Origin of the sequence: Salmonella sp. 32020114201800008SM (assembly GCF_017572025.1) — a bacterium.
Taxonomy (GTDB): Bacteria; Pseudomonadota; Gammaproteobacteria; order Enterobacterales; family Enterobacteriaceae; genus Salmonella; species Salmonella enterica.
The window spans coordinates 53,910-72,386 of the sequence record NZ_JAGEQM010000004.1 but is presented as its reverse complement, the minus strand read 5'-3'; the positions used below and the strand labels follow the sequence as shown (position 1 = coordinate 72,386).

Here is an 18,477-nt window from a genome sequence, read left to right as displayed (position 1 = left end):
CCGCGAATTTGCCGTTTCCGCAACGCTGATAAAAACTCCAACTCTGTTGCGGCAGTGCAAACCTCAGATCACCGGCGTGACGTTAACCGATTCTCCAGGAATACTGAATGGAACTACTGACTCAATTGCTGAATGCCCTGTGGGCTCAGGACTTTGAAACACTGGCCAATCCTTCCATGATTGGCATGTTATATTTTGTGTTATTTATGATTTTGTTTCTGGAAAATGGGCTGCTCCCTGCCGCCTTTTTGCCTGGCGACAGCCTGTTGATCCTGGTCGGCGTGCTGATCGCCAAAGGCGCGATGGGTTATCCACAAACCATTTTGCTGCTTACCGTCGCGGCCAGCCTGGGTTGCTGGGTGAGCTATATTCAGGGCCGCTGGCTGGGGAATACCCGCACCGTGCAAAACTGGCTCTCTCATCTCCCCGCACATTATCATCAACGCGCCCATCACCTTTTCCATAAACACGGCCTGTCGGCACTATTGATAGGCCGTTTTATCGCGTTTGTCAGAACGCTGCTGCCCACCATTGCCGGCATATCCGGTCTGAATAACGCGCGCTTTCAGTTCTTCAACTGGATGAGCGGCTTGTTGTGGGTGCTTATCCTGACGTCGCTGGGCTATCTGCTGGGCAAAACGCCCGTCTTTATGAAGTATGAAGATCAGTTAATGTCATGCCTGATGCTGCTGCCCGTGGTGCTGCTCTTTTTTGGCCTGGCGGGTTCACTGGTCATGCTGTGGAAAAAGAAGTATGGGAGCCGGGGATAACTTATGCTTAAACCACGCATAACTGCCCGACAACTCATTTGGATCAGCGCTTTTCTACTGATGCTGACCATACTCATGATGACGTGGTCAACGCTGCGTCAGCAAGAGTCGACGCTGGCCATTCGCGCGGTTAACCAGGGCGCCAGTATGCCAGACGGCTTCTCAGTTCTGCATCATCTGGATGCGAACGGCATTCATTTTAAAAGCATTACGCCTAAAAATGACATGTTGCTCATTACCTTCGATTCCCCTGCGCAAAGCGCCGCAGCAAAAACAGTGCTTGATCAAACGTTACCACACGGTTATGTCGTCGCTCAGCAGGACGATGACAACGAAACGGTACAGTGGCTGTCCCGCTTACGGGAAAGCTCACACCGCTTTGGCTAATCTCCAGGAATCCGAATCATATCACTCACTTTGGTGATTTCATTGTTTAATGACTATGATTAATAAAGCGGTGTTTAACCCACCGCGTTATTATCGGGATCACCGCCCCGGACAACGGGTCCGAACATAAGGGAAAGTTCAGGAATGAAATACCGCATCGCTTTGGCTATCACGCTTTTTACACTTAGCGCCGGTAGCTACGCTAATTCGCTTTGTCAGGAAAAAGAGCAGGATATACAAAAGGAAATTAGCTACGCTGAAAAGCACAACAATCAGCGCCGTATTGAGGGTCTGAACAAGGCGCTCAGCGAAGTACGCGCCAATTGTACTGACAGCAAGCTGCGCGCCGAGCATCAGAAAAAGATCGCTGAGCAAAAAGAAGAGGTAGCCGAACGCCAACGTGATTTAGCCGAGGCAAAAGCAAAAGGCGATGCGGATAAAATAGACAAACGTGAACGTAAGCTGGCCGAGGCTCAGGATGAGCTAAAAAAACTTGAGGCCAGAGACTACTAAATTAACGCCGAATGTAAATACTCACTCACCTGGAGAAAACTATGTCGAAAGATAACACTACGGAACATCTGCGCGCTGAGTTGAAATCCCTGACCGATACGCTTGAAGAAGTGCTGAGCTCTTCGGGCGAAAAGTCGAAAGAAGAGTTGAGTAAGATTCGTAGCAAAGCCGAGCGCGCGCTGAAAGAGAGCCGTTACCGCCTGGGCGAAACGGGTGATGTGATTGCCAAACAGACTCGCGTCGCCGCCGCCCGCGCCGATGATTATGTGCGCGAAAATCCCTGGACAGGCGTAGGCATTGGCGCCGCTGTCGGTCTGGTGTTGGGCGTACTGCTGACGCGTCGTTAATTATGGCGGACTCTCGACAGGCACAAGGACCAGGCAAAAGCGTACTGGGTATCGGGCAGCGGATTGTCACCATTATCGTTGAGATGGTGGAAACCCGGCTGCGACTGGCGGTAGTAGAACTGGAAGAAGAGAAAGCGAACCTCTTTCAGCTTTTGCTGATGGTAGGTCTTACCATGCTCTTCGCGGCGTTTGGCTTAATGAGCCTGATGGTTCTGGTCATCTGGGCTATCGATCCTCAGTACCGTTTGAACGCGATGATCGCTACCACAGTTGTGCTGTTAGTGCTTGCGCTAATCGGCGGCATCTGGACTTTGCGCAAAGCGCGTCAGTCCACGCTATTGCGCCATACGCGGCACGAACTGGCTAACGATCGGCAAATTCTGGAGGACGATCAGTCGTGAGCAGCAAAGGCGAACGCGAAAAACGTAAAGCGCTGCTTCTCAGTCAGATCCAGCAGCAACGGCTGGATCTGTCCGGCAGCCGTCGCGACTGGCTGGAGACCACCGGCGCGTACGATCGCGGCTGGAATACGGTGTTAAGCCTGCGCTCCTGGGCGCTGGTCGGTAGCAGCGTAATGGCCATCTGGACCATCCGTCATCCTAATATGTTGGTACGCTGGGCGAAACGCGGCCTGGGTATCTGGAGCGCCTGGCGCCTGGTAAAAACCACCCTCCGTCAACAACAGCTCCGCGGTTAATATCTTTTCTTTTATAGCATCGCGCCATCAGGTTATCACCTGGTGGCGCGATACTTTTATGCATATCGTCTCTTTATCAATCACTCAAATTTTTTGAAAAAATTTGGCAATTTTCCTTGCTAACAATTCCTGTACGCCACGTTTATGATTCTCTCCAGCGATAACAATGACGCGCTAAACCGCGCCATTGCTCATGAAAATAGCAGCAGCAGCCGAATCGGCCTCCTGGAGAATAAAATGAAAAAATTAGAAGATGTTGGTGTACTGATAGCACGTATTTTAATGCCAGTCCTGTTTATTACCGCAGGATGGGGAAAAATTAGCGGTTATGCGGGCACACAACAGTATATGGAAGCGATGGGCGTACCAGGATTCCTGCTGCCGCTCACCATACTGCTTGAGTTCGGCGGCGGTCTGGCGATTCTGCTGGGGTTCCTCACCCGCACCACTGCGCTTTTCACCGCTGGTTTTACGTTGCTGACGGCATTGATCTTCCATAGCAATTTTGCAGAAGGTGTAAACTCGCTGATGTTTATGAAAAACCTGACCATTGCCGGCGGATTCTTATTACTGGCGTTAACCGGGCCTGGCGCGTTCAGCCTTGACCGTCTGCTGAATAAAAAGTGGTAAGCAATCTATACTCAATTAAAAAAGCGAGGGAATAGCGCCTCGCTTTTGTCATCTGAAGGAGAGAGACATGGGACAACTGATCGATGGCGTCTGGCACGACACCTGGTATGACACCAAATCTTCCGGGGGGAAATTTCAGCGTTCAGCGTCGGCTTTCCGCAACTGGCTTACCGCTGACGGCGCGCCCGGACCTTCCGGCGAAGGCGGATTCGCCGCAGAAAAAGATCGTTACCATCTGTACGTTTCCCTTGCCTGCCCCTGGGCGCATCGCACGCTCATTTTCCGTAAACTGAAAGGTCTGGAGCCGTTTATTCCGGTTTCCGTCGTGAATCCATTGATGCTGGAAAACGGCTGGACGTTTGATGATACTTTTCCGGCGGCCACCGGCGATACCCTCTATCAGCATGAATTTCTCTACCAGTTGTATCTGCACGCCGATCCACACTACAGCGGCCGCGTCACCGTACCGGTCTTATGGGATAAAAAAAATCATACTATCGTCAGCAACGAGTCCGCCGAAATCATTCGTATGTTTAACTCCGCCTTCGATGGGCTGGGCGCTAAAGCCGGGGATTACTATCCCCCCGCGCTGCAAAGCAAAATTGACGAGTTAAACGGCTGGATTTATGACAACGTTAATAACGGCGTTTATAAAGCAGGCTTCGCCACCAGCCAGCAAGCGTATGATGAAGCGGTAGACAAGGTATTTACTGCGCTGGCGCGCCTGGAACAGATTCTCGGACAGCACCGCTATCTGACGGGCGACCAGTTGACCGAGGCGGATATCCGCTTATGGACGACCCTGGTACGCTTTGATCCGGTTTACGTGACTCATTTCAAATGCGACAAATACCGAATCAGCGACTACCTGAATCTGTACGGTTTCCTGCGCGATATCTATCAAATACCGGGCATTGCTGAAACCGTTAATATGGACCATATTCGTCACCACTATTTCCGTAGCCATAAAACGATTAACCCCACAGGTATCATTTCTATCGGACCGTGGCAGGATCTGCTCGAACCTCACGGGCGCGACGTGCGCTTTGGCTAATTTCAGGCGTCCTCCGGGACGCCTTATTAATAAATACCACAAATATTTACCAGCATTTCATTCGCGGCTATTCTTAGTTTGATTACTTTAAAAACAAGTGATTGAACCATTATTGAGGCGAAAATGGATTGGTATTTAAAGGTTTTAAAAAATTATCTGGGATTTGGCGGCCGCGCGCGACGCAAAGAGTACTGGATGTTTATTCTGGTCAATATCATCTTTACCTTTGTGTTGGGCCTGCTGGACGCCATGCTTGGCTGGCAACGCGCCGGGGGTGAAGGCGTTCTGACCACCATTTACGGCGTTCTGATCTTTTTACCGTGGTGGGCCGTGCAGTTCCGTCGTCTGCATGACACTGACCGCTCCGCATGGTGGCTACTGTTGCTACTTATCCCCATTATCGGCTGGCTTATCATCATCGCGTTCAACTGCCAGAATGGTACGCCGGGCGACAACCGCTTCGGCCCCGATCCGAAACGTTTTTCCTGATGGCGGCGCGGCGCCGCTTTTAAAGCGCCGCGCGCTATTTATTTTCCGGCGAATAGCTTAGGTATTTCCCGCAGGCACCAGGCTTTTGCCTCCCCCATACTGTCGCGCCGCCAGGCCATAATAATATCAATTTCGCTGGTCGATTCCGGGCTGACCACGCGTAGCCGCCCTTCGGCAATATCCTGTTCCACCATCGAATATGGCATGGTCGCGACGCCAAGCCCGGCCAGCAGCGCCTGACGTTTATCTTCAATCGTGCTTACCGTCAGACGTGGCTGCTTATCCAGCAGTTGCACCGTTAATACCGGCCGCTCGCGCGCGGTATCCGCTACCGCTACGCCGCGGTATTTAACCCGCGTCACTTCCGAAAGCGGCTCCGGCTCCTGATGAATAGGGTGGTCAGGCGCGGCGACATACACATTCATTAACGTATACAACTTACGGGAGTTAATTTCCGACGACGATCGAAAATGCATATCCGGGGCGATAACGATATCCGCCCGTCCCTGCTCAAGCCGCTCCCATGCGCCAGCCAGTACTTCGGTAATCAATGAAAGCTGCGTATTGGCTTTAGCGGCCAGCCGGTCGATCAGCGGAAAAAAAGCAGGCGTCGGTACCAGAGCTTCAGTGACCAGCGTCAGATGCGTTTCCCAACCGCGGGCCAACGCTTCAGCATCCGTCGTTAACTTGTCTGCCGCTTCCAGCAATACCCGCCCGCGTTCCAGCAGCATACGTCCGACGTTGGTGAATTTTGTACGATGGCCGGAGCGATCGAACAGTACAACGTCCAACTCTTCTTCCAGCTTCTGCATGGTGTAACTCAGCGCGGAGGGCACCCGCCCCAACTCATCAGCCGCTGCGGCAAAACTGCCCCGGCGGTCAATGGCGTCCATCACACGCAATGCTTCAAGCGTCAGCGCTCTCTCTTTAGCCATAACGTTCTCATTCAGGAAATTTGAACATACCGGGCAGAATATCTGGCTAACAATGCAGCGTCCAGCCCCTTAACATAAAAGGAAGTAAAGAGAGGTTAATAACGATGATTACGACCCGAACCGCCAAACAATGTGGACAGGCAGACTACGGATGGCTACAGGCCCGCTATACCTTCTCCTTTGGACACTATTTCGACCCTACACTGCTGGGCTACGCATCGTTGCGCGTACTGAACCAGGAAGTGCTGGCGCCGGGCGCCTCTTTTCAGCCTCGAACTTATCCAAAGGTGGATATTTTAAACCTGATTCTGGACGGCGAAGCGGAATACCGCGACAGCGACGGCAACCATGTACAGGCTAAAGCGGGCGAAGCGTTGCTGCTCGCCGCGCAGCCGGGCATTAGCTACAGCGAACATAATCTCAGCAAAGTTAAGCCGTTAACCCGAATGCAACTGTGGCTTGACGCCTGTCCTGAACGGGAAAACGCGCTGGTACAAAAAATCCCACTCTCGACGGCGCAACAACAGCTTCTTGCCTCGCCCGACGGTGAGCAAAACAGCTTACAACTGCGCCAACAGGTCTGGGTACATCATATTACGCTGGAGAAAGGCGAATCGCTTAACTTCCAGCTTCACGGGCCGCGCGCCTATTTGCAGTCGATTCACGGTACGTTCCACGCGATGACGCACAACGAAGAACGCGAGGCGTTAACCTGCGGAGATGGCGCATTTATTCGTGATGAACCTAACATTACGCTGGTTGCCGATACGCCGCTGCGCGCATTACTGGTAGATTTACCGGTGTAGCCAGCCAGAAAAGGAGTCGCAAGATGAGCAAAAAATCGGCGAAGAAACGTCAGCCCGTGGTAAAACCTGCCGTACAGGAGACGATGAGCGCCACTGTGCCGCTGGGCTATGAAGAGATGCTAACCGAACTGGAAGCCATCGTGGCGGACGCCGAAGCCCGGCTGGCAGAAGAAGAGGCCGCAGCCTGAAATCATGCCGGATGGCGGCGCAAGCGCCCGCTCCGGCTGATAACAGGTAGACCCGATAAGCGCAGCGCCATCGGGCAACACGCTGCCCCGACGTCATGCCGGGGCGTTATTATTAATGCGCTTTACTGGCCATAATCTCGATGATCTGCTTGTCTGTCTGCTGCATTGAGCGACACGCCAGCGAACACAAATTCGCAATAGATTGTTCGACATTGTGCGCCACAATCCCTTCGTTTCCGGTCACCGCCGTATCATCCAACGCCATCAGTACGGCTTTCCACGCCGCCGACGCGCTGGTAGAGACTTTCATCGCGCAGCTATTCGACGCGCCATCGCAAATCATCCCGCTGACATCACCAATCATACTGCTGATAGCCATTGCGATAGTGTCGTAACGACCATCTATCAGCCACGCCATACCCGCCGCCGCGCCCATCGCCGCCGTAGTTGCCGCGCACAGCGCCGACAAACGCGGAAGCTGATGGTGAATATAGATAGCGCTCAAATGCGATAACATTAGCGCGCGCGCCAGACGCTCGTCATCGGCGCCGACATGTTCAGCAACCACCATGACTGGCACCGTGGCGGTAATCCCCTGGTTGCCGGAGCCGGAGTTGCTCATCGCGGGCAACGTGGCGCCGCCCATTCTGGCGTCTGACGCCGCGCTGGTACGGATCAAAATCGCCGTGGAGAGATCTTTCGCCAGCAGACCGCGATCGCACTGTTTGGCCAGCGTCGAACCAATATGCAGCCCCCAGGAACCACGCAGTCCCTCCTGCGACAACGCGCCGTTTAGCCTGGCCGCATCGAGAATAAAGCGGATAGCGTCAAAGGGCACCGCATTCACAAACGCCAGGATCTCTTCCAGCGAGGTATGAGACAGCACTCCCAGTGGCGAGTTTTTTTCTTCTTCCTGCGCATTATCGGCCTGGGTAAATACCACACCCTTGTTGGTTTCTATCCGCACAATGTTTGTATGATCGCCGACGATCGTGACACATGCCCAGCTATCGCCGCTATACACTTTCGCCCGTGAAAACAGGATATCGTTACATGGCTCCTGCAACATCACCGCGACATGTCCAGCGGCCAGCATCGCTTTTGCATCGGCAACGGCTTTAGCGGAAGCGTCTTTTAACACCTCCAACCCGGCTTTCGCATCACCGCCCAACGCGCCCAACGCCGCGGCGATCGGTAGCCCTACCATTCCCGTTCCTGGAACGGTAACGCCCATACCATTTTTCATCAGATTAGGCGAAACCCACGCGTCAATGCGTTCAACTGTGCCGTCAAGTTCAGCCGCCGCCGCCGCTGCCGCCAGCGCCAGTGAAATTGGCTCAGTACACCCCAGCGCCGGTTTTACTTCTTCCTGTACGGCCAGGATAAAACTTTGCCACAATGGATTTATTTTAGATTCAAACATAACAACAACCTTAATCTCAGGTATATCAAGAGAATGCCAGGAACGGAGAAACGCATAGCAGCAGACCGGTAATAATAATCAGGTACAACGAAGCGCCTTTATATTTGTGCAATGCGGGAACCTTGTAGACCAACCATGCCGGAATTAAACAGCCCACCATACCGAAGATAGGGCTACAAATAGAGGTGAAGCTCAGTACCGGCGCATTGAGCACAATGGCGCTCCAGGCCAGCAAAATAGCGAAAATCATAATGCCGCGCTGTACCAGATTTTCCTTAATCTTCTCGGCGGGCATTTTGCGGCGCAGGATATTCATCACAATGCCTTGCGTCGCTTCGCGGAATCCTAAGTAAACGCCAAAGAAGGCGGTCATGACGGCAAAGATGTTCAGAATTACGCTAACCACTTTGACCCAGCCTGCGCCATCGCCGCTAATAAACTGCGCGGCGATCGCCAGGGCGGAAATATTCTGCTCATAGGCTTTCACCGCTTCGTCATGCCCCATCGCCAGGGTAAAGGAAACCGCATAGAAAAAGACGGTAACGAACAGGACGCCAAACGCGATATTCATGGCGCGCAGCGCTTTATGACGTGCGACCTCAATAGATTTTTCGCGTGAACGGTAAGAGATCACCATTGGGCTTAACGTCTGGATAAATAAAATCGAGGTCAGCGTAAATGGCAGGGTAATAATGGCGTTTTTAATCAGCAGGGCCATCGGCGGCAGCGCGCCAATGTTATACAGATGCCACATACCCACCATAGAGACGCCCAGCGCCGCCACTACCAGTAGCTTGGTCAGCACCATGCCGGTGGAAATTTTGAACAGTAATTTTTCACCGCGTGAGGAAATCGCCACCAGGATGCAGATCAGCACCAGACCATAAAATGGACTATCGGAAAGTAATCCTTCCGTTACGCCGAAAGTATGCAGATAAGAGGCGCTGTCGTTAGTAATCGCCGTAGAATAGACGAACATCCAGATGACGAGCATCACAAAGTACAGCGCGCCTAATAAAATACCCCAGTTTTTGCCCAGATAGCCGCTGATCACGCTGGGGTAGTCTTTACATTCCGGGGATTCCGCCAGCGTATTAATAAACAGCCGCTGGAACAGGTACATGGCCGGATAGCCAATAATAGAAGAGAGTAAAAAGACCCAAAGTCCCATCAGGCCGACCTGGACAGGAAGAAAAACGATCCCTGCGCCGATCGCCATCCCGATACTCATAATGACCCAACCGGTGTCGGTACTATCAAATTTGATGGCTTCACGCCATTCGCTTTCTGTCATCCCTGCCCGACGCGCCGGGGCTGATGCGTCGAGGATTACGCTGGTATTACTAGCCGATTCCATAGAATTCTCGCTCAATGTGTAGGTAGAGGTTTTTTTTATTTTTCGTGCCGCAGCAAGGCGATATGCAGAACGTGAGGTGCAGGTACTTTCTTGTAATAAGAAAATCATACGCGCACGATAAGAGAAAAACTTACCAATAAAACACCTGCATTTCTTGTGGGTTAAGAATTCTTTTCTATTTACTATTGGTTTAATGTTGTTATTTTCTCTATTTGACGCATATCACAACAAAAAAGGGCGCACGTTGGTGCGCCCTTTTCTCAACTTCTGTCTTCTACGTTATCCCATAGCCTGCTCACTCTGCGCCTGTCGGGCCTATCCACAAACGACTTTAATCGCCAGACCGCCGCGCGACGTCTCGCGATATTTGTCGTTCATGTCTTTACCCGTTTCGTACATGGTTTCGATTACTTTATCGAGCGAAACCCGCGGTTCAGAGGTACGGCGTAGCGCCATTCGCGCCGCATTTACCGCTTTAACGGCGTTAATCGCATTACGTTCAATACAAGGGATTTGTACCTGACCCGCCACCGGGTCACAGGTGAGGCCAAGGTTATGCTCCATCGCAATTTCCGCCGCAATACAGACCTGCGCCGGGCTACCGCCCAGCAGTTCTGTCAGCCCTGCCGCCGCCATCGAACACGCGACGCCAACCTCGCCCTGACACCCCACTTCCGCGCCGGATATCGAGGCGTTCATCTTGTACAGCATGCCAATTGCCCCCGCCGACAACAGATAACGGGCGATAGAGTTGGCATTGACCGGACGACGGAATTTGTCGTAATAGGCCAGCACCGCGGGAATAATGCCGCACGCGCCGTTGGTCGGCGCGGTGACCACTCGCCCGCCCGCCGCGTTCTCTTCACTCACGGCCAGGGCGAACATGTTAATCCAGTCGATGACGTTCATCGGATCGCGGGAGAGATTATCGCTGGAGACCAGCAGACGCCGTAACGCTACCGCGCGGCGTGGAACGTTCAGCGGCCCCGGCAGCACGCCCTCAGTATTCATGCCACGTTCAATTCCGGTCGCCATCACCTGCCAGATGCGGGCAAAGCCAGCGTCAATCTGCTCTTTGCTCCGCAACGCCAGTTCATTTTGCATCATCAGGCCGGAAACCGAGAGCCCCTGTCTTTCACACAGCGTCAACAGTTCGCTGGCGGAATGAAAATCATACGGCACCGATTTTTCTACGTCGTGCGACTGACCAAAACGCTCCTCTTCGACAATAAAGCCGCCGCCAATAGAGTAATACGTTTTGTGTAAAAGCGGCGTTTGCCCGTGCCAGGCGGTAATTCGCATACCGTTTTCATGGCGCGCCAGGGTTTCAGCGTGAAAGAGAATACTATCGGCGACGGGAAAATCCACCACATGCGCGCCACCCGCCACCGATAAACGGCTGCTGCGGGCAACCTCCTGGATAAACGCCGGAATGCTATCAATATTGACATCCTGCGGCGTATTGCCCGCCAGGCCCATAATGACGGCGGTATCGGTCGCGTGGCCTTTGCCCGTCAGCGATAGCGATCCGTAAAGATCAACCGTGATGCGCGTCGTTCGCGGCAGGTCGCCGCTGTCGATCAGCCGATCGATAAAACATTTTCCTGCATTCATTGGCCCTACGGTATGGGAGCTTGAAGGTCCAATGCCAATCTTAAAAATATCAAATGCGCTAATCATATCTCCCCCTAAGATTACCGTTCAGTGAAGATCCGTCGCGGGGCGATCCACACGATCGCCCCGTTCACGTTACATCGCCTGAGTAAAGGTGCGCGAAATAACGTCCTGTTGCTGCTCACGAGTCAGCGCATTGAAGCGCACGGCATAGCCGGAAACGCGGATCGTCAGGTTCGGGTAGTTTTCCGGATGTTCAATCGCATCCAGCAACATTTCACGGTTCATGACATTGACGTTCAGATGCTGCCCGCCTTCTACCTGTGCTTCATGATGGAAATAACCGTCCAGCAGGCCGACAAGATTGGTTTTCCGCACCGCATCTTCTTTCCCGAGCGCCGCAGGCACAATCGAGAAGGTGTACGAAATACCGTCTTTGGCGTAGGTAAACGGCAGTTTCGCCACCGACGTCAGCGAGGCCACCGCCCCTTTGCGGTCACGACCGTGCATCGGGTTCGCCCCCGGCGCGAACGGCGTTCCGGCGCGGCGTCCATCCGGCGTATTGCCGGTCTTCTGCCCGTACACGACGTTCGAGGTGATGGTCAAAATGGACTGCGTCGGCACCGCATTGCGATACGTTGGCAACACGCTAATTTTTTGCATAAAGCGTTTCACCAGGTCGCAGGCGATGCTGTCCACGCGCTCATCGTTGTTGCCGTACTGCGGATACTCGCCTTCAATAGCAAAGTCGATGGCAAGGCCGTTTTCGTCGCGGATCGGCTTCACCTGAGCGTACCTGATGGCGGACAGGGAATCCGCCGCCACCGACAGTCCGGCGATGCCGCACGCCATCGTCCGATACACATCACGGTCGTGCAGTGCCATCAGCGAAGCTTCATAGCTGTACTTATCGTGCATGTAGTGAATGATGTTCAGCGCGCTAATGTACTGCACCGCCAGCCAGTCCATAAAGTGGTCGAGGCTCTCCATTACCGCGTCGTAATCCAGCACCTCATCCATTAATGGCGCGGTTTTCGGCCCAACCTGGATTTTCAGTTTCTCATCAACGCCGCCATTGATAGCGTACAGCAACGTTTTGGCAAGGTTGGCGCGCGCGCCGAAGAACTGCATCTGCTTACCGATGACCATCGGGCTGACGCAACAAGCGATGGCGTAATCGTCGCTGTTAAAGTCGGTACGCATTAAATCGTCGTTTTCATACTGCAAAGATGAGGTCACGATGGAGACCTGCGCAGCATATTTCTTGAATGCCACCGGCAACGCTTCTGACCACAGTATGGTCAGGTTCGGCTCCGGCGCTGGCCCCATCGTGTGCAGGGTATGCAGATAACGGAAAGAGTTCTTCGTCACCAGCGTGCGGCCATCGAGCCCCATCCCGCCAATAACTTCGGTGGCCCAGATCGGATCGCCGGAAAAGAGTGAATCAAATTCCGGCGTGCGCAGGAAGCGCACCATGCGGATCTTCATGATGAAATGGTCGATCAGTTCCTGCGCCTGCTGCTCTGTCAGAAGGCCCGCGTTGAAATCGCGCTCAATGTAGATATCAAGGAACGAGGCGGTTCTTCCCAGCGACATTGCACCGCCATTTTGCGATTTTACCGCCGCCAGATAAGCGAAGTAGAGCCACTGTACCGCTTCCTGCGCGTTCCGCGCCGGGCGGGAGATATCATAGCCGTATTTCGCCGCCATCTCCTGCATTTGCAGCAGCGCGCGACGGTGCTCCGCCAACTCCTCACGCAGGCGAATCGTCGCCTCAAGATTCTGTCCCTGCTCCAGATTCGACTGCAGGTCGGCGAATTGCAGCTCGCGTTCGCGTACCAGATAACGGATGCCATACAGCGCGACGCGACGATAATCGCCAATAATGCGCCCGCGACCATAACCATCCGGCAAACCGGTTAATACGCCGGATTTACGGCAGCGCAGCATATCCGGCGAGTAAACATCGAATACGCCCTGATTATGGGTTTTCCGCAGGTCGGTAAAGGTATATTCAAAATCGGCGTCCATTTCGCGACCATAGGCGTGGAATGAACTTTTGATCATGTTAACGCCGCCAAACGGATGCAAAGCGCGTTTAAGCGGCTTATCCGTTTGTAAACCGACGATTTTTTCCAGCTCTTTTTCAATATATCCCGCATCGTGCGCGGTAATCGTCGTCGCGATATTGGTATCGAAATCCACCGGCGCATGGGTCGCATTCTCGATACGTATTCCCGCCATCACCTTTTCCCACAACGCCGTGGTCGCTGGCGTCGCGTCGGCGAGAAAAGATTCATCCCCCTCATAGGGCGTATAGTTATGCTGAATAAAATCACGGACATTAATTTCTTCTTTCCAGTCCGTACCTTTAAAATCACGCCATGCTTCGGCATACAGCATATCGCTGGTATCGATATTTACCTTCATGAAAAATAATCTCTCTACAGAACAGCCGTTAAGTTATGCAAATTCTACTGGTGCTTTCACGTTGCCTAAATGAATGGCATCAAGGGCAATCATTTTCTCTTCATTCGTGGGAATAACAGCGCAAATAACCTGAGAAGGGTTAGCGGAAATAATGCGCTCGCCGTGAGAATTCGGCTGCTTATTCATTTCAACGTCTAACGTAAGCCCCAGTACGCCCAAATGTTCAATGACCAACTGGCGAATTAATACTGAATTTTCACCAATACCGCCGGTAAAAATAATGCCATCCAGCCGATGTAACGATGCCGCGTGTCCGGCAATATGACGGGCGATACGGTGGACAAATGTTTTTATCGCTAACCGGGCGCGCTCATGTCCTTCGTGCCAGGCTTTTTCCAGGACTCTAAGGTCGGATGACAACCCGGAGATGCCGAGCAAACCGGACTCTTTATTCACCACTCGCTCCAGATCGCTCAACGTCTGCCCGGTTTCTTTGGCTATCCACGCCATCGCGCCGAAATCAACGTCGCCACTGCGAGTGCCCATCATCAGCCCCTCAAGCGGCGTCATCCCCATTGAGGTATCCACGCTCTGACCATTGCGTACCGCGCAGATAGACGCCCCATTGCCCAGATGCGCGACAATCAGACCCGAGTTTTTTTCATCGAGGTCAAGCAGTTCATACGCGCGCCGCGAAACATAGCGATGCGACGTACCGTGAAAGCCGTAGCGACGCACACCCAGGCTGGAAAAATATTCCCACGGCAATCCGTACAAATAGGCTTCCGGCGCCAGCGTCTGGTGGAAACTGGTATCAAATACCGCCACCTGACGCACGGCCGGGAAAAGGTGCCGCGCCGCGTCAATGCCGCTTAAATTAGCGTAATTATGCAGCGGCGCTAAAGGTGATACCCGACGAATATTATCGATAATCTCATCGGTAATAATGACGGACTGCGTAAATAGCTCTCCACCGTGCGCGATACGGTGACCAATTAATGCCACGCTATCCGTTAAATCACGTTTTTCCAGCTCAAAGGCAATGGCTTTTAACGCGTCCTCATAATTAGAGTGCGCGAGGTTTATCGGCTTATCGCCATTAATAGATAAAAAGGCGTTTTCAGTATTCATCCCATCTGCTATTCCCGCCATTAAAACATCACAGGTAGCGACATCCAGTACAGAGAATTTGATAGAAGATGATCCGCAATTAATGACCAGAACGACCGGAAATTCATTCATGTAGTGCCTCCGTCGATGTCAGCCTGCGTCCACGCCCTGGGGCGGAACGCAGGCTAAACGTGAGGATTAGAACAATTTGTAGACAATATTCAGGATGGTCAGCAGACCAATCAGGGTGACGAACACGTTATCCAGACGACCACGGTACTTCGCCAGCGACGGCGCTTTACGAATGGCGTACATCGGCAGCAGGCATAACAGCGAGGCGATAATCGGCGCGCCCATCGCTTCAATCAGGTCCAGAATGTTCGGGTTTGCGTAAGCTACGACCCAGGTAGACCCCATAATGAAGATCATGCTGATGGTGTTAAGCTTGCCCATAGAGACTTTGGTTTTATCGCCTTTATAACCGAATTTCAGCACCAGGCCGTTCAGCCCTTCCAGCGTCCCCAGGTAGTGACCGAAGAAAGATTTGAAAATAGCAACCAGCGCGATGATAGACGCGCCATACTCCAGCACCGTTGCAAAAGTAGATTTTGTCCCCGACAAAGAGGCGAAATGGTTGGCCAGGTAGGAAAGTACCGGAATGTTCTGCGCTTTCGCATCCGCCATGTTCTGTGGAGAGAGCGTAAACAGGCAGCTAAAGGCGAAGAACATCACCACGGCGACCATCAGCATACTGGCGCGCGAGATGATCTGTGAACATTTACGCTCGGTAAATTCGCGGCCAAACTCTTTCTCATACTCTTCCCGCTTAGACACCACGAAGGAAGAGACGATGGGCGAAAAGTTAAAGGAGAACACCATGATAGAGATGCCCAGCCACACCGTAACCAGTATGCCATCGTGCCCGGTCAGCGCGATATTACTGAGATCAACCTGATCGATAACCGCCGAGTTCCAGTAAGGAATCAGCGATAATGAGATTAGCACCAGGCTGGCGATAAACGGCCATACCAGGTAACTCATCACCTTAACCATCAGATCTTTACCAAACCAGATCACAAAGGCCATCAGCAGCAGCAAGAACAGCGCCACGAAACCGCGATTCAACGCTGGCATCTGCAACTGGTTTTCCCAAAACGTCATGAACGTGTTAGTGATGGTGACGCCATAAATCCACAGCAGCGGACAAATCGCAAAGAAGTAAAGGAACGTGATAACTACCCCGCCCGTTTTACCAAAGTGCTCTTCGACCGTTTCCGTAATATTGCCGGACGGATTAGATCCGGATAAACACAGACGCGCCAGCGCCCGGTGACAATAGAACGCAATGGGGTAAGCTAAAACCAGCATCAGCAGAATGGGGATAAGCCCGCCAAACCCGGCGCGGATAGGGAAAAACAGCACCCCGGCGCCAATGGCGGTACCAAATAAACCCAGCGTCCACGTCGTGTCCGATTTACGCCATGACGACTGTTTTGCCTGGCTGGATACAATGCTATCAGTAGTACTCATATCCTATCCTCACGAAAAGATTAAGCGTCAACTAAACCCGTAATTTGTGATACACGAGAAAGATCGATATTGCCGCCAGAAATAATACTGACCGTTTTTCTGTTCTGAATATGGCTATCTAATTTCCCGCTTAATAGTGCGGCGCAGGCCAGAGCGCCAGCGCCTTCAGTAATAACCTTATTGCGCTGAATTAAAGCGATCATGCTGTTACGAATTTCATCTTCGCTAACCAGAACAATGTCATCGACTAATTCACGAACAATTTCATAGGTTAAATTACCCGGGCGGGAGACATCACAACCATCCGCCAGGGTGCCGGTCGTTCGGTGCGTGGTTATTTCGCCAGCGTAATAAGACGCCGCCATACCGTGAACATTTTCGGCCTGTACGCCGATAACTTTAATGGTCGGGTTAATCGATTTAATCGCAATGGCAATACCTGCAATTAAACCACCGCCGCCAATAGGCACGATGACATTATCGACATCGTACAGATCTTCCATAATTTCCAGACCAATAGTGCCCTGCCCGGCAATGACTTTTGGATCGTCGTAAGGCGGAATAAAAATGCGGCCTTCGGTTTCGACAATTTCACTCACCTTAGCAATGGTGTCATTGAAGTTGTCACCGTGGAGCACCACTTCCGCCGAATAATCACAGGTGGCCGCCACTTTTGACTTTGGCGCGCCCTTCGGCATCACGACTTTGCCGTCAATACCCAGCATTGCGCAAGAAAGAGAAACGCCCTGTGCATGATTACCTGCGGAACAGGCCACGACGCCTTTACGTTTTTCCGCCTCCGTTAACGAGCTAAGTTTGTTAAAAGCGCCACGAATTTTAAATGAACCCGTACGCTGCATATTTTCAAACTTGAGAAATATTTCGCCTTTGCAACGTTCACTAAAATAGTTAGAGCGAGGCATTCCCGTTTTATATATCTTCCCCGCCAGTCTTTTTTTCGCTTCGAGGATATCTTCAATTGCAACCGGGAGATCGTATGTAATGTGCATTATAACCTCTTAACCTGGGTATTAAAAATAAGTTACCGTTGCCCACTGTTCAAAAGAAACAGGTGGCGTCAATTTCGCTAAATATGTTTATTCCATATCATTCAATTTCTATTAACTGCCTGCGTCTGCATCCATTATATGATGAATATTGCTTAGCCAATTCTACTAATACTGAAGCGGCTTTTTTGATACGATAATTTTTAGACCATACCGCCGCATAACGTGCGACGGGTAACGTGTCTTTGATTGGTATCGTGATAAATTGATTAGAGCCAAAAGGCGTGGTCATATCGCAGGGAATAACAGTTAAGAAATCAGCATTGAGAACAAGATTATATATTGTGACAACGGAATCTGTTTTAACAATGTTTTCGATGCTGATGCCATTTCGTTGTAGAGTGGTGAGTAATTCGCTGTAGTAGCCCATATTCGTTTGCGGCAACACCCACTGTTCGTCTTTTAACGATTCCAGTGTGATGGTGCCGGTGCATGTTCGGGACTTGCTGGCTACCAGGACAAACTCTGATTCAAACAGCGGCTCGACATGCAGATCCTGTAGTTGCATTTCATTACTGAGCGTACCGATAGCAAAGTCCAGCCGCCCGTCGCGCAGGGCCGGCAGGAATGAAGAGAGCTGGGCTTCGTACATGGATACCTGCGCTTTTGGAAAGACCTCTTTGAACTTATGAATCATATCGGACATGAAGGTAAAGCCAATCAGCGAAGGAAAGCCAAACGAGACGTCGACAACGGTATTGCACGTCATACTGTTCATCTCGTTGATCATGTTTTTCATTTCGCGGGTGATAGATTCAGACCAGGAAAGCAGTACCTGTCCCGCTTCGGTCAACGTAACGCCGGTATTTTTGCGTACAATTAGCTCAACGCCAAAATAGGCCTCAACATCGCTAATGATTTTACTGACGGCGGGTTGGGTTAACCCTAACGATTTTGCGGCAGAACCGATAGAACCACTTCTAATGACTTCCTGAAAGACCACCAAATGCTGTGTTTTAGGGAGAACAAGAGTATTCATATCTACCGCTCTGAAATAACATTGTGAACGGCAGGAAGTGTAGCAAATTAAATCTTAAAGGTTATGTGCGACCACTCACAAATTAACTTACCACAATTTTTACATGGTTTTTATTAAATAAAGAAAACCTGATATTTCAATAGGTTATAAA

Annotated in this window: 20 protein-coding genes; 11 read left to right on the top strand and 9 right to left on the bottom strand. The window is 51.8% G+C overall.

All coding sequences use genetic code 11. From position 1 onward, the window contains the following. Window positions 1-107: 107 nt before the first annotated feature. From yqjA to J4613_RS12560, 9 genes are all read left to right on the top strand, one after another. Window positions 108-770 (top strand): DedA family general envelope maintenance protein YqjA, encoded by a 663-nt coding sequence (yqjA, locus tag J4613_RS12600; protein ID WP_000422143.1) that lies wholly within the window; start codon window positions 108-110, stop codon window positions 768-770. Window positions 771-773: 3 nt separating this feature from the next. Then, on the top strand, window positions 774-1,157 hold the full coding sequence (mzrA, locus tag J4613_RS12595) for an EnvZ/OmpR regulon moderator MzrA (RefSeq protein WP_000917516.1): 384 nt from the start codon (window positions 774-776) through the stop codon (window positions 1,155-1,157). A 144-nt stretch (window positions 1,158-1,301) separates the two neighbouring features. After that, complete coding sequence (locus tag J4613_RS12590; protein ID WP_000877297.1) at window positions 1,302-1,670, top strand: DUF1090 domain-containing protein; 369 nt, start codon at window positions 1,302-1,304, stop codon at window positions 1,668-1,670. Window positions 1,671-1,711: 41 nt separating this feature from the next. Beyond that, window positions 1,712-2,017: a YqjD family protein gene (locus J4613_RS12585; RefSeq protein WP_000031219.1), complete on the top strand. Its 306-nt coding sequence runs from the start codon at window positions 1,712-1,714 to the stop codon at window positions 2,015-2,017. Between the two features lie 2 nt (window positions 2,018-2,019). Further along, entirely contained in the window at window positions 2,020-2,418 is a 399-nt protein-coding gene (locus J4613_RS12580; protein WP_000785626.1) for a phage holin family protein, read from the top strand. Next, window positions 2,415-2,714: a YqjK-like family protein gene (locus tag J4613_RS12575; protein ID WP_111742235.1), complete on the top strand. Its 300-nt coding sequence runs from the start codon at window positions 2,415-2,417 to the stop codon at window positions 2,712-2,714. The genes J4613_RS12580 and J4613_RS12575 overlap by 4 nt, the downstream gene beginning before the upstream one ends. Window positions 2,715-2,951: 237 nt before the next feature. Next, a complete protein-coding gene (locus J4613_RS12570) occupies window positions 2,952-3,344 on the top strand; it encodes a DoxX family protein (RefSeq protein WP_001592732.1) in 393 nt (130 codons plus the stop codon). A gap of 67 nt (window positions 3,345-3,411) precedes the next feature. Beyond that, a complete protein-coding gene (locus J4613_RS12565) occupies window positions 3,412-4,398 on the top strand; it encodes a glutathione S-transferase family protein (protein WP_000531160.1) in 987 nt (328 codons plus the stop codon). A 123-nt stretch (window positions 4,399-4,521) separates the two neighbouring features. Then, on the top strand, window positions 4,522-4,887 hold the full coding sequence (locus tag J4613_RS12560) for a DUF805 domain-containing protein (RefSeq protein ID WP_000384139.1): 366 nt from the start codon (window positions 4,522-4,524) through the stop codon (window positions 4,885-4,887). A gap of 38 nt (window positions 4,888-4,925) precedes the next feature. Here the strand turns inward: J4613_RS12560 and yhaJ are convergent, their stop codons facing one another. After that, on the bottom strand, window positions 4,926-5,822 hold the full coding sequence (gene yhaJ, locus J4613_RS12555; protein ID WP_001041026.1) for a DNA-binding transcriptional regulator YhaJ: 897 nt from the start codon (window positions 5,820-5,822) through the stop codon (window positions 4,926-4,928). A gap of 104 nt (window positions 5,823-5,926) precedes the next feature. On the opposite strand from yhaJ, the gene J4613_RS12550 reads away from it, so the two are divergent. Beyond that, complete coding sequence (locus tag J4613_RS12550) at window positions 5,927-6,628, top strand: pirin family protein (RefSeq protein ID WP_000633552.1); 702 nt, start codon at window positions 5,927-5,929, stop codon at window positions 6,626-6,628. A 23-nt stretch (window positions 6,629-6,651) separates the two neighbouring features. Next, window positions 6,652-6,816 (top strand): hypothetical protein, encoded by a 165-nt coding sequence (locus J4613_RS12545; protein ID WP_000039327.1) that lies wholly within the window; start codon window positions 6,652-6,654, stop codon window positions 6,814-6,816. Between the two features lie 112 nt (window positions 6,817-6,928). Here the strand turns inward: J4613_RS12545 and J4613_RS12540 are convergent, their stop codons facing one another. The 8 genes from J4613_RS12540 to tdcA form a co-directional block, all read right to left on the bottom strand. After that, entirely contained in the window at window positions 6,929-8,239 is a 1,311-nt protein-coding gene (locus tag J4613_RS12540) for a serine dehydratase subunit alpha family protein (RefSeq protein WP_000463074.1), read from the bottom strand. Window positions 8,240-8,264: 25 nt separating this feature from the next. After that, entirely contained in the window at window positions 8,265-9,596 is a 1,332-nt protein-coding gene (locus J4613_RS12535) for an amino acid permease (RefSeq protein WP_000443189.1), read from the bottom strand. Window positions 9,597-9,911: 315 nt separating this feature from the next. Continuing rightward, window positions 9,912-11,276 (bottom strand): L-serine ammonia-lyase, encoded by a 1,365-nt coding sequence (tdcG, locus tag J4613_RS12530; protein WP_000622083.1) that lies wholly within the window; start codon window positions 11,274-11,276, stop codon window positions 9,912-9,914. Between the two features lie 69 nt (window positions 11,277-11,345). Then, window positions 11,346-13,640 carry a formate C-acetyltransferase gene (gene pflB / locus J4613_RS12525; RefSeq protein ID WP_000867321.1) on the bottom strand — a complete coding sequence of 765 codons (2,295 nt, stop codon included), beginning with the start codon at window positions 13,638-13,640 and terminating at the stop codon, window positions 11,346-11,348. Window positions 13,641-13,673: 33 nt separating this feature from the next. Continuing rightward, on the bottom strand, window positions 13,674-14,882 hold the full coding sequence (gene tdcD, locus J4613_RS12520) for a propionate kinase (protein WP_001001855.1): 1,209 nt from the start codon (window positions 14,880-14,882) through the stop codon (window positions 13,674-13,676). 66 nt (window positions 14,883-14,948) lie between these two features. Next, on the bottom strand, window positions 14,949-16,280 hold the full coding sequence (tdcC, locus tag J4613_RS12515; protein ID WP_000108129.1) for a threonine/serine transporter TdcC: 1,332 nt from the start codon (window positions 16,278-16,280) through the stop codon (window positions 14,949-14,951). Window positions 16,281-16,300: 20 nt separating this feature from the next. Then, a complete protein-coding gene (gene tdcB, locus J4613_RS12510) occupies window positions 16,301-17,290 on the bottom strand; it encodes a bifunctional threonine ammonia-lyase/L-serine ammonia-lyase TdcB (protein ID WP_000548368.1) in 990 nt (329 codons plus the stop codon). 97 nt (window positions 17,291-17,387) lie between these two features. Beyond that, window positions 17,388-18,326, bottom strand: coding sequence for a transcriptional regulator TdcA (gene tdcA, locus J4613_RS12505; protein ID WP_001094907.1), 939 nt, complete (start codon window positions 18,324-18,326; stop codon window positions 17,388-17,390). Window positions 18,327-18,477 lie beyond the last annotated feature (151 nt).

Excerpts from the sequence above, each read along its gene's own strand:
- tdcG (WP_000622083.1), bottom strand. The coding sequence starts at position 11,276 with ATGATTAGCGCATTTGATATTTTTAAGATTGGCATTGGACCTTCAAGC.
- pflB (WP_000867321.1), bottom strand. The coding sequence starts at position 13,640 with ATGAAGGTAAATATCGATACCAGCGATATGCTGTATGCCGAAGCATGG.
- tdcA (WP_001094907.1), bottom strand. The coding sequence starts at position 18,326 with ATGAATACTCTTGTTCTCCCTAAAACACAGCATTTGGTGGTCTTTCAG.
- J4613_RS12550 (WP_000633552.1), top strand. The coding sequence starts at position 5,927 with ATGATTACGACCCGAACCGCCAAACAATGTGGACAGGCAGACTACGGA.
- J4613_RS12580 (WP_000785626.1), top strand. The coding sequence starts at position 2,020 with ATGGCGGACTCTCGACAGGCACAAGGACCAGGCAAAAGCGTACTGGGT.
- mzrA (WP_000917516.1), top strand. The coding sequence starts at position 774 with ATGCTTAAACCACGCATAACTGCCCGACAACTCATTTGGATCAGCGCT.
- yqjA (WP_000422143.1), top strand. The coding sequence starts at position 108 with ATGGAACTACTGACTCAATTGCTGAATGCCCTGTGGGCTCAGGACTTT.
- tdcD (WP_001001855.1), bottom strand. The coding sequence starts at position 14,882 with ATGAATGAATTTCCGGTCGTTCTGGTCATTAATTGCGGATCATCTTCT.
- J4613_RS12565 (WP_000531160.1), top strand. The coding sequence starts at position 3,412 with ATGGGACAACTGATCGATGGCGTCTGGCACGACACCTGGTATGACACC.
- tdcB (WP_000548368.1), bottom strand. The coding sequence starts at position 17,290 with ATGCACATTACATACGATCTCCCGGTTGCAATTGAAGATATCCTCGAA.
- J4613_RS12535 (WP_000443189.1), bottom strand. The coding sequence starts at position 9,596 with ATGGAATCGGCTAGTAATACCAGCGTAATCCTCGACGCATCAGCCCCG.
- J4613_RS12570 (WP_001592732.1), top strand. The coding sequence starts at position 2,952 with ATGAAAAAATTAGAAGATGTTGGTGTACTGATAGCACGTATTTTAATG.
- J4613_RS12545 (WP_000039327.1), top strand. The coding sequence starts at position 6,652 with ATGAGCAAAAAATCGGCGAAGAAACGTCAGCCCGTGGTAAAACCTGCC.
- J4613_RS12590 (WP_000877297.1), top strand. The coding sequence starts at position 1,302 with ATGAAATACCGCATCGCTTTGGCTATCACGCTTTTTACACTTAGCGCC.
- J4613_RS12585 (WP_000031219.1), top strand. The coding sequence starts at position 1,712 with ATGTCGAAAGATAACACTACGGAACATCTGCGCGCTGAGTTGAAATCC.
- J4613_RS12540 (WP_000463074.1), bottom strand. The coding sequence starts at position 8,239 with ATGTTTGAATCTAAAATAAATCCATTGTGGCAAAGTTTTATCCTGGCC.
- J4613_RS12560 (WP_000384139.1), top strand. The coding sequence starts at position 4,522 with ATGGATTGGTATTTAAAGGTTTTAAAAAATTATCTGGGATTTGGCGGC.
- yhaJ (WP_001041026.1), bottom strand. The coding sequence starts at position 5,822 with ATGGCTAAAGAGAGAGCGCTGACGCTTGAAGCATTGCGTGTGATGGAC.
- tdcC (WP_000108129.1), bottom strand. The coding sequence starts at position 16,280 with ATGAGTACTACTGATAGCATTGTATCCAGCCAGGCAAAACAGTCGTCA.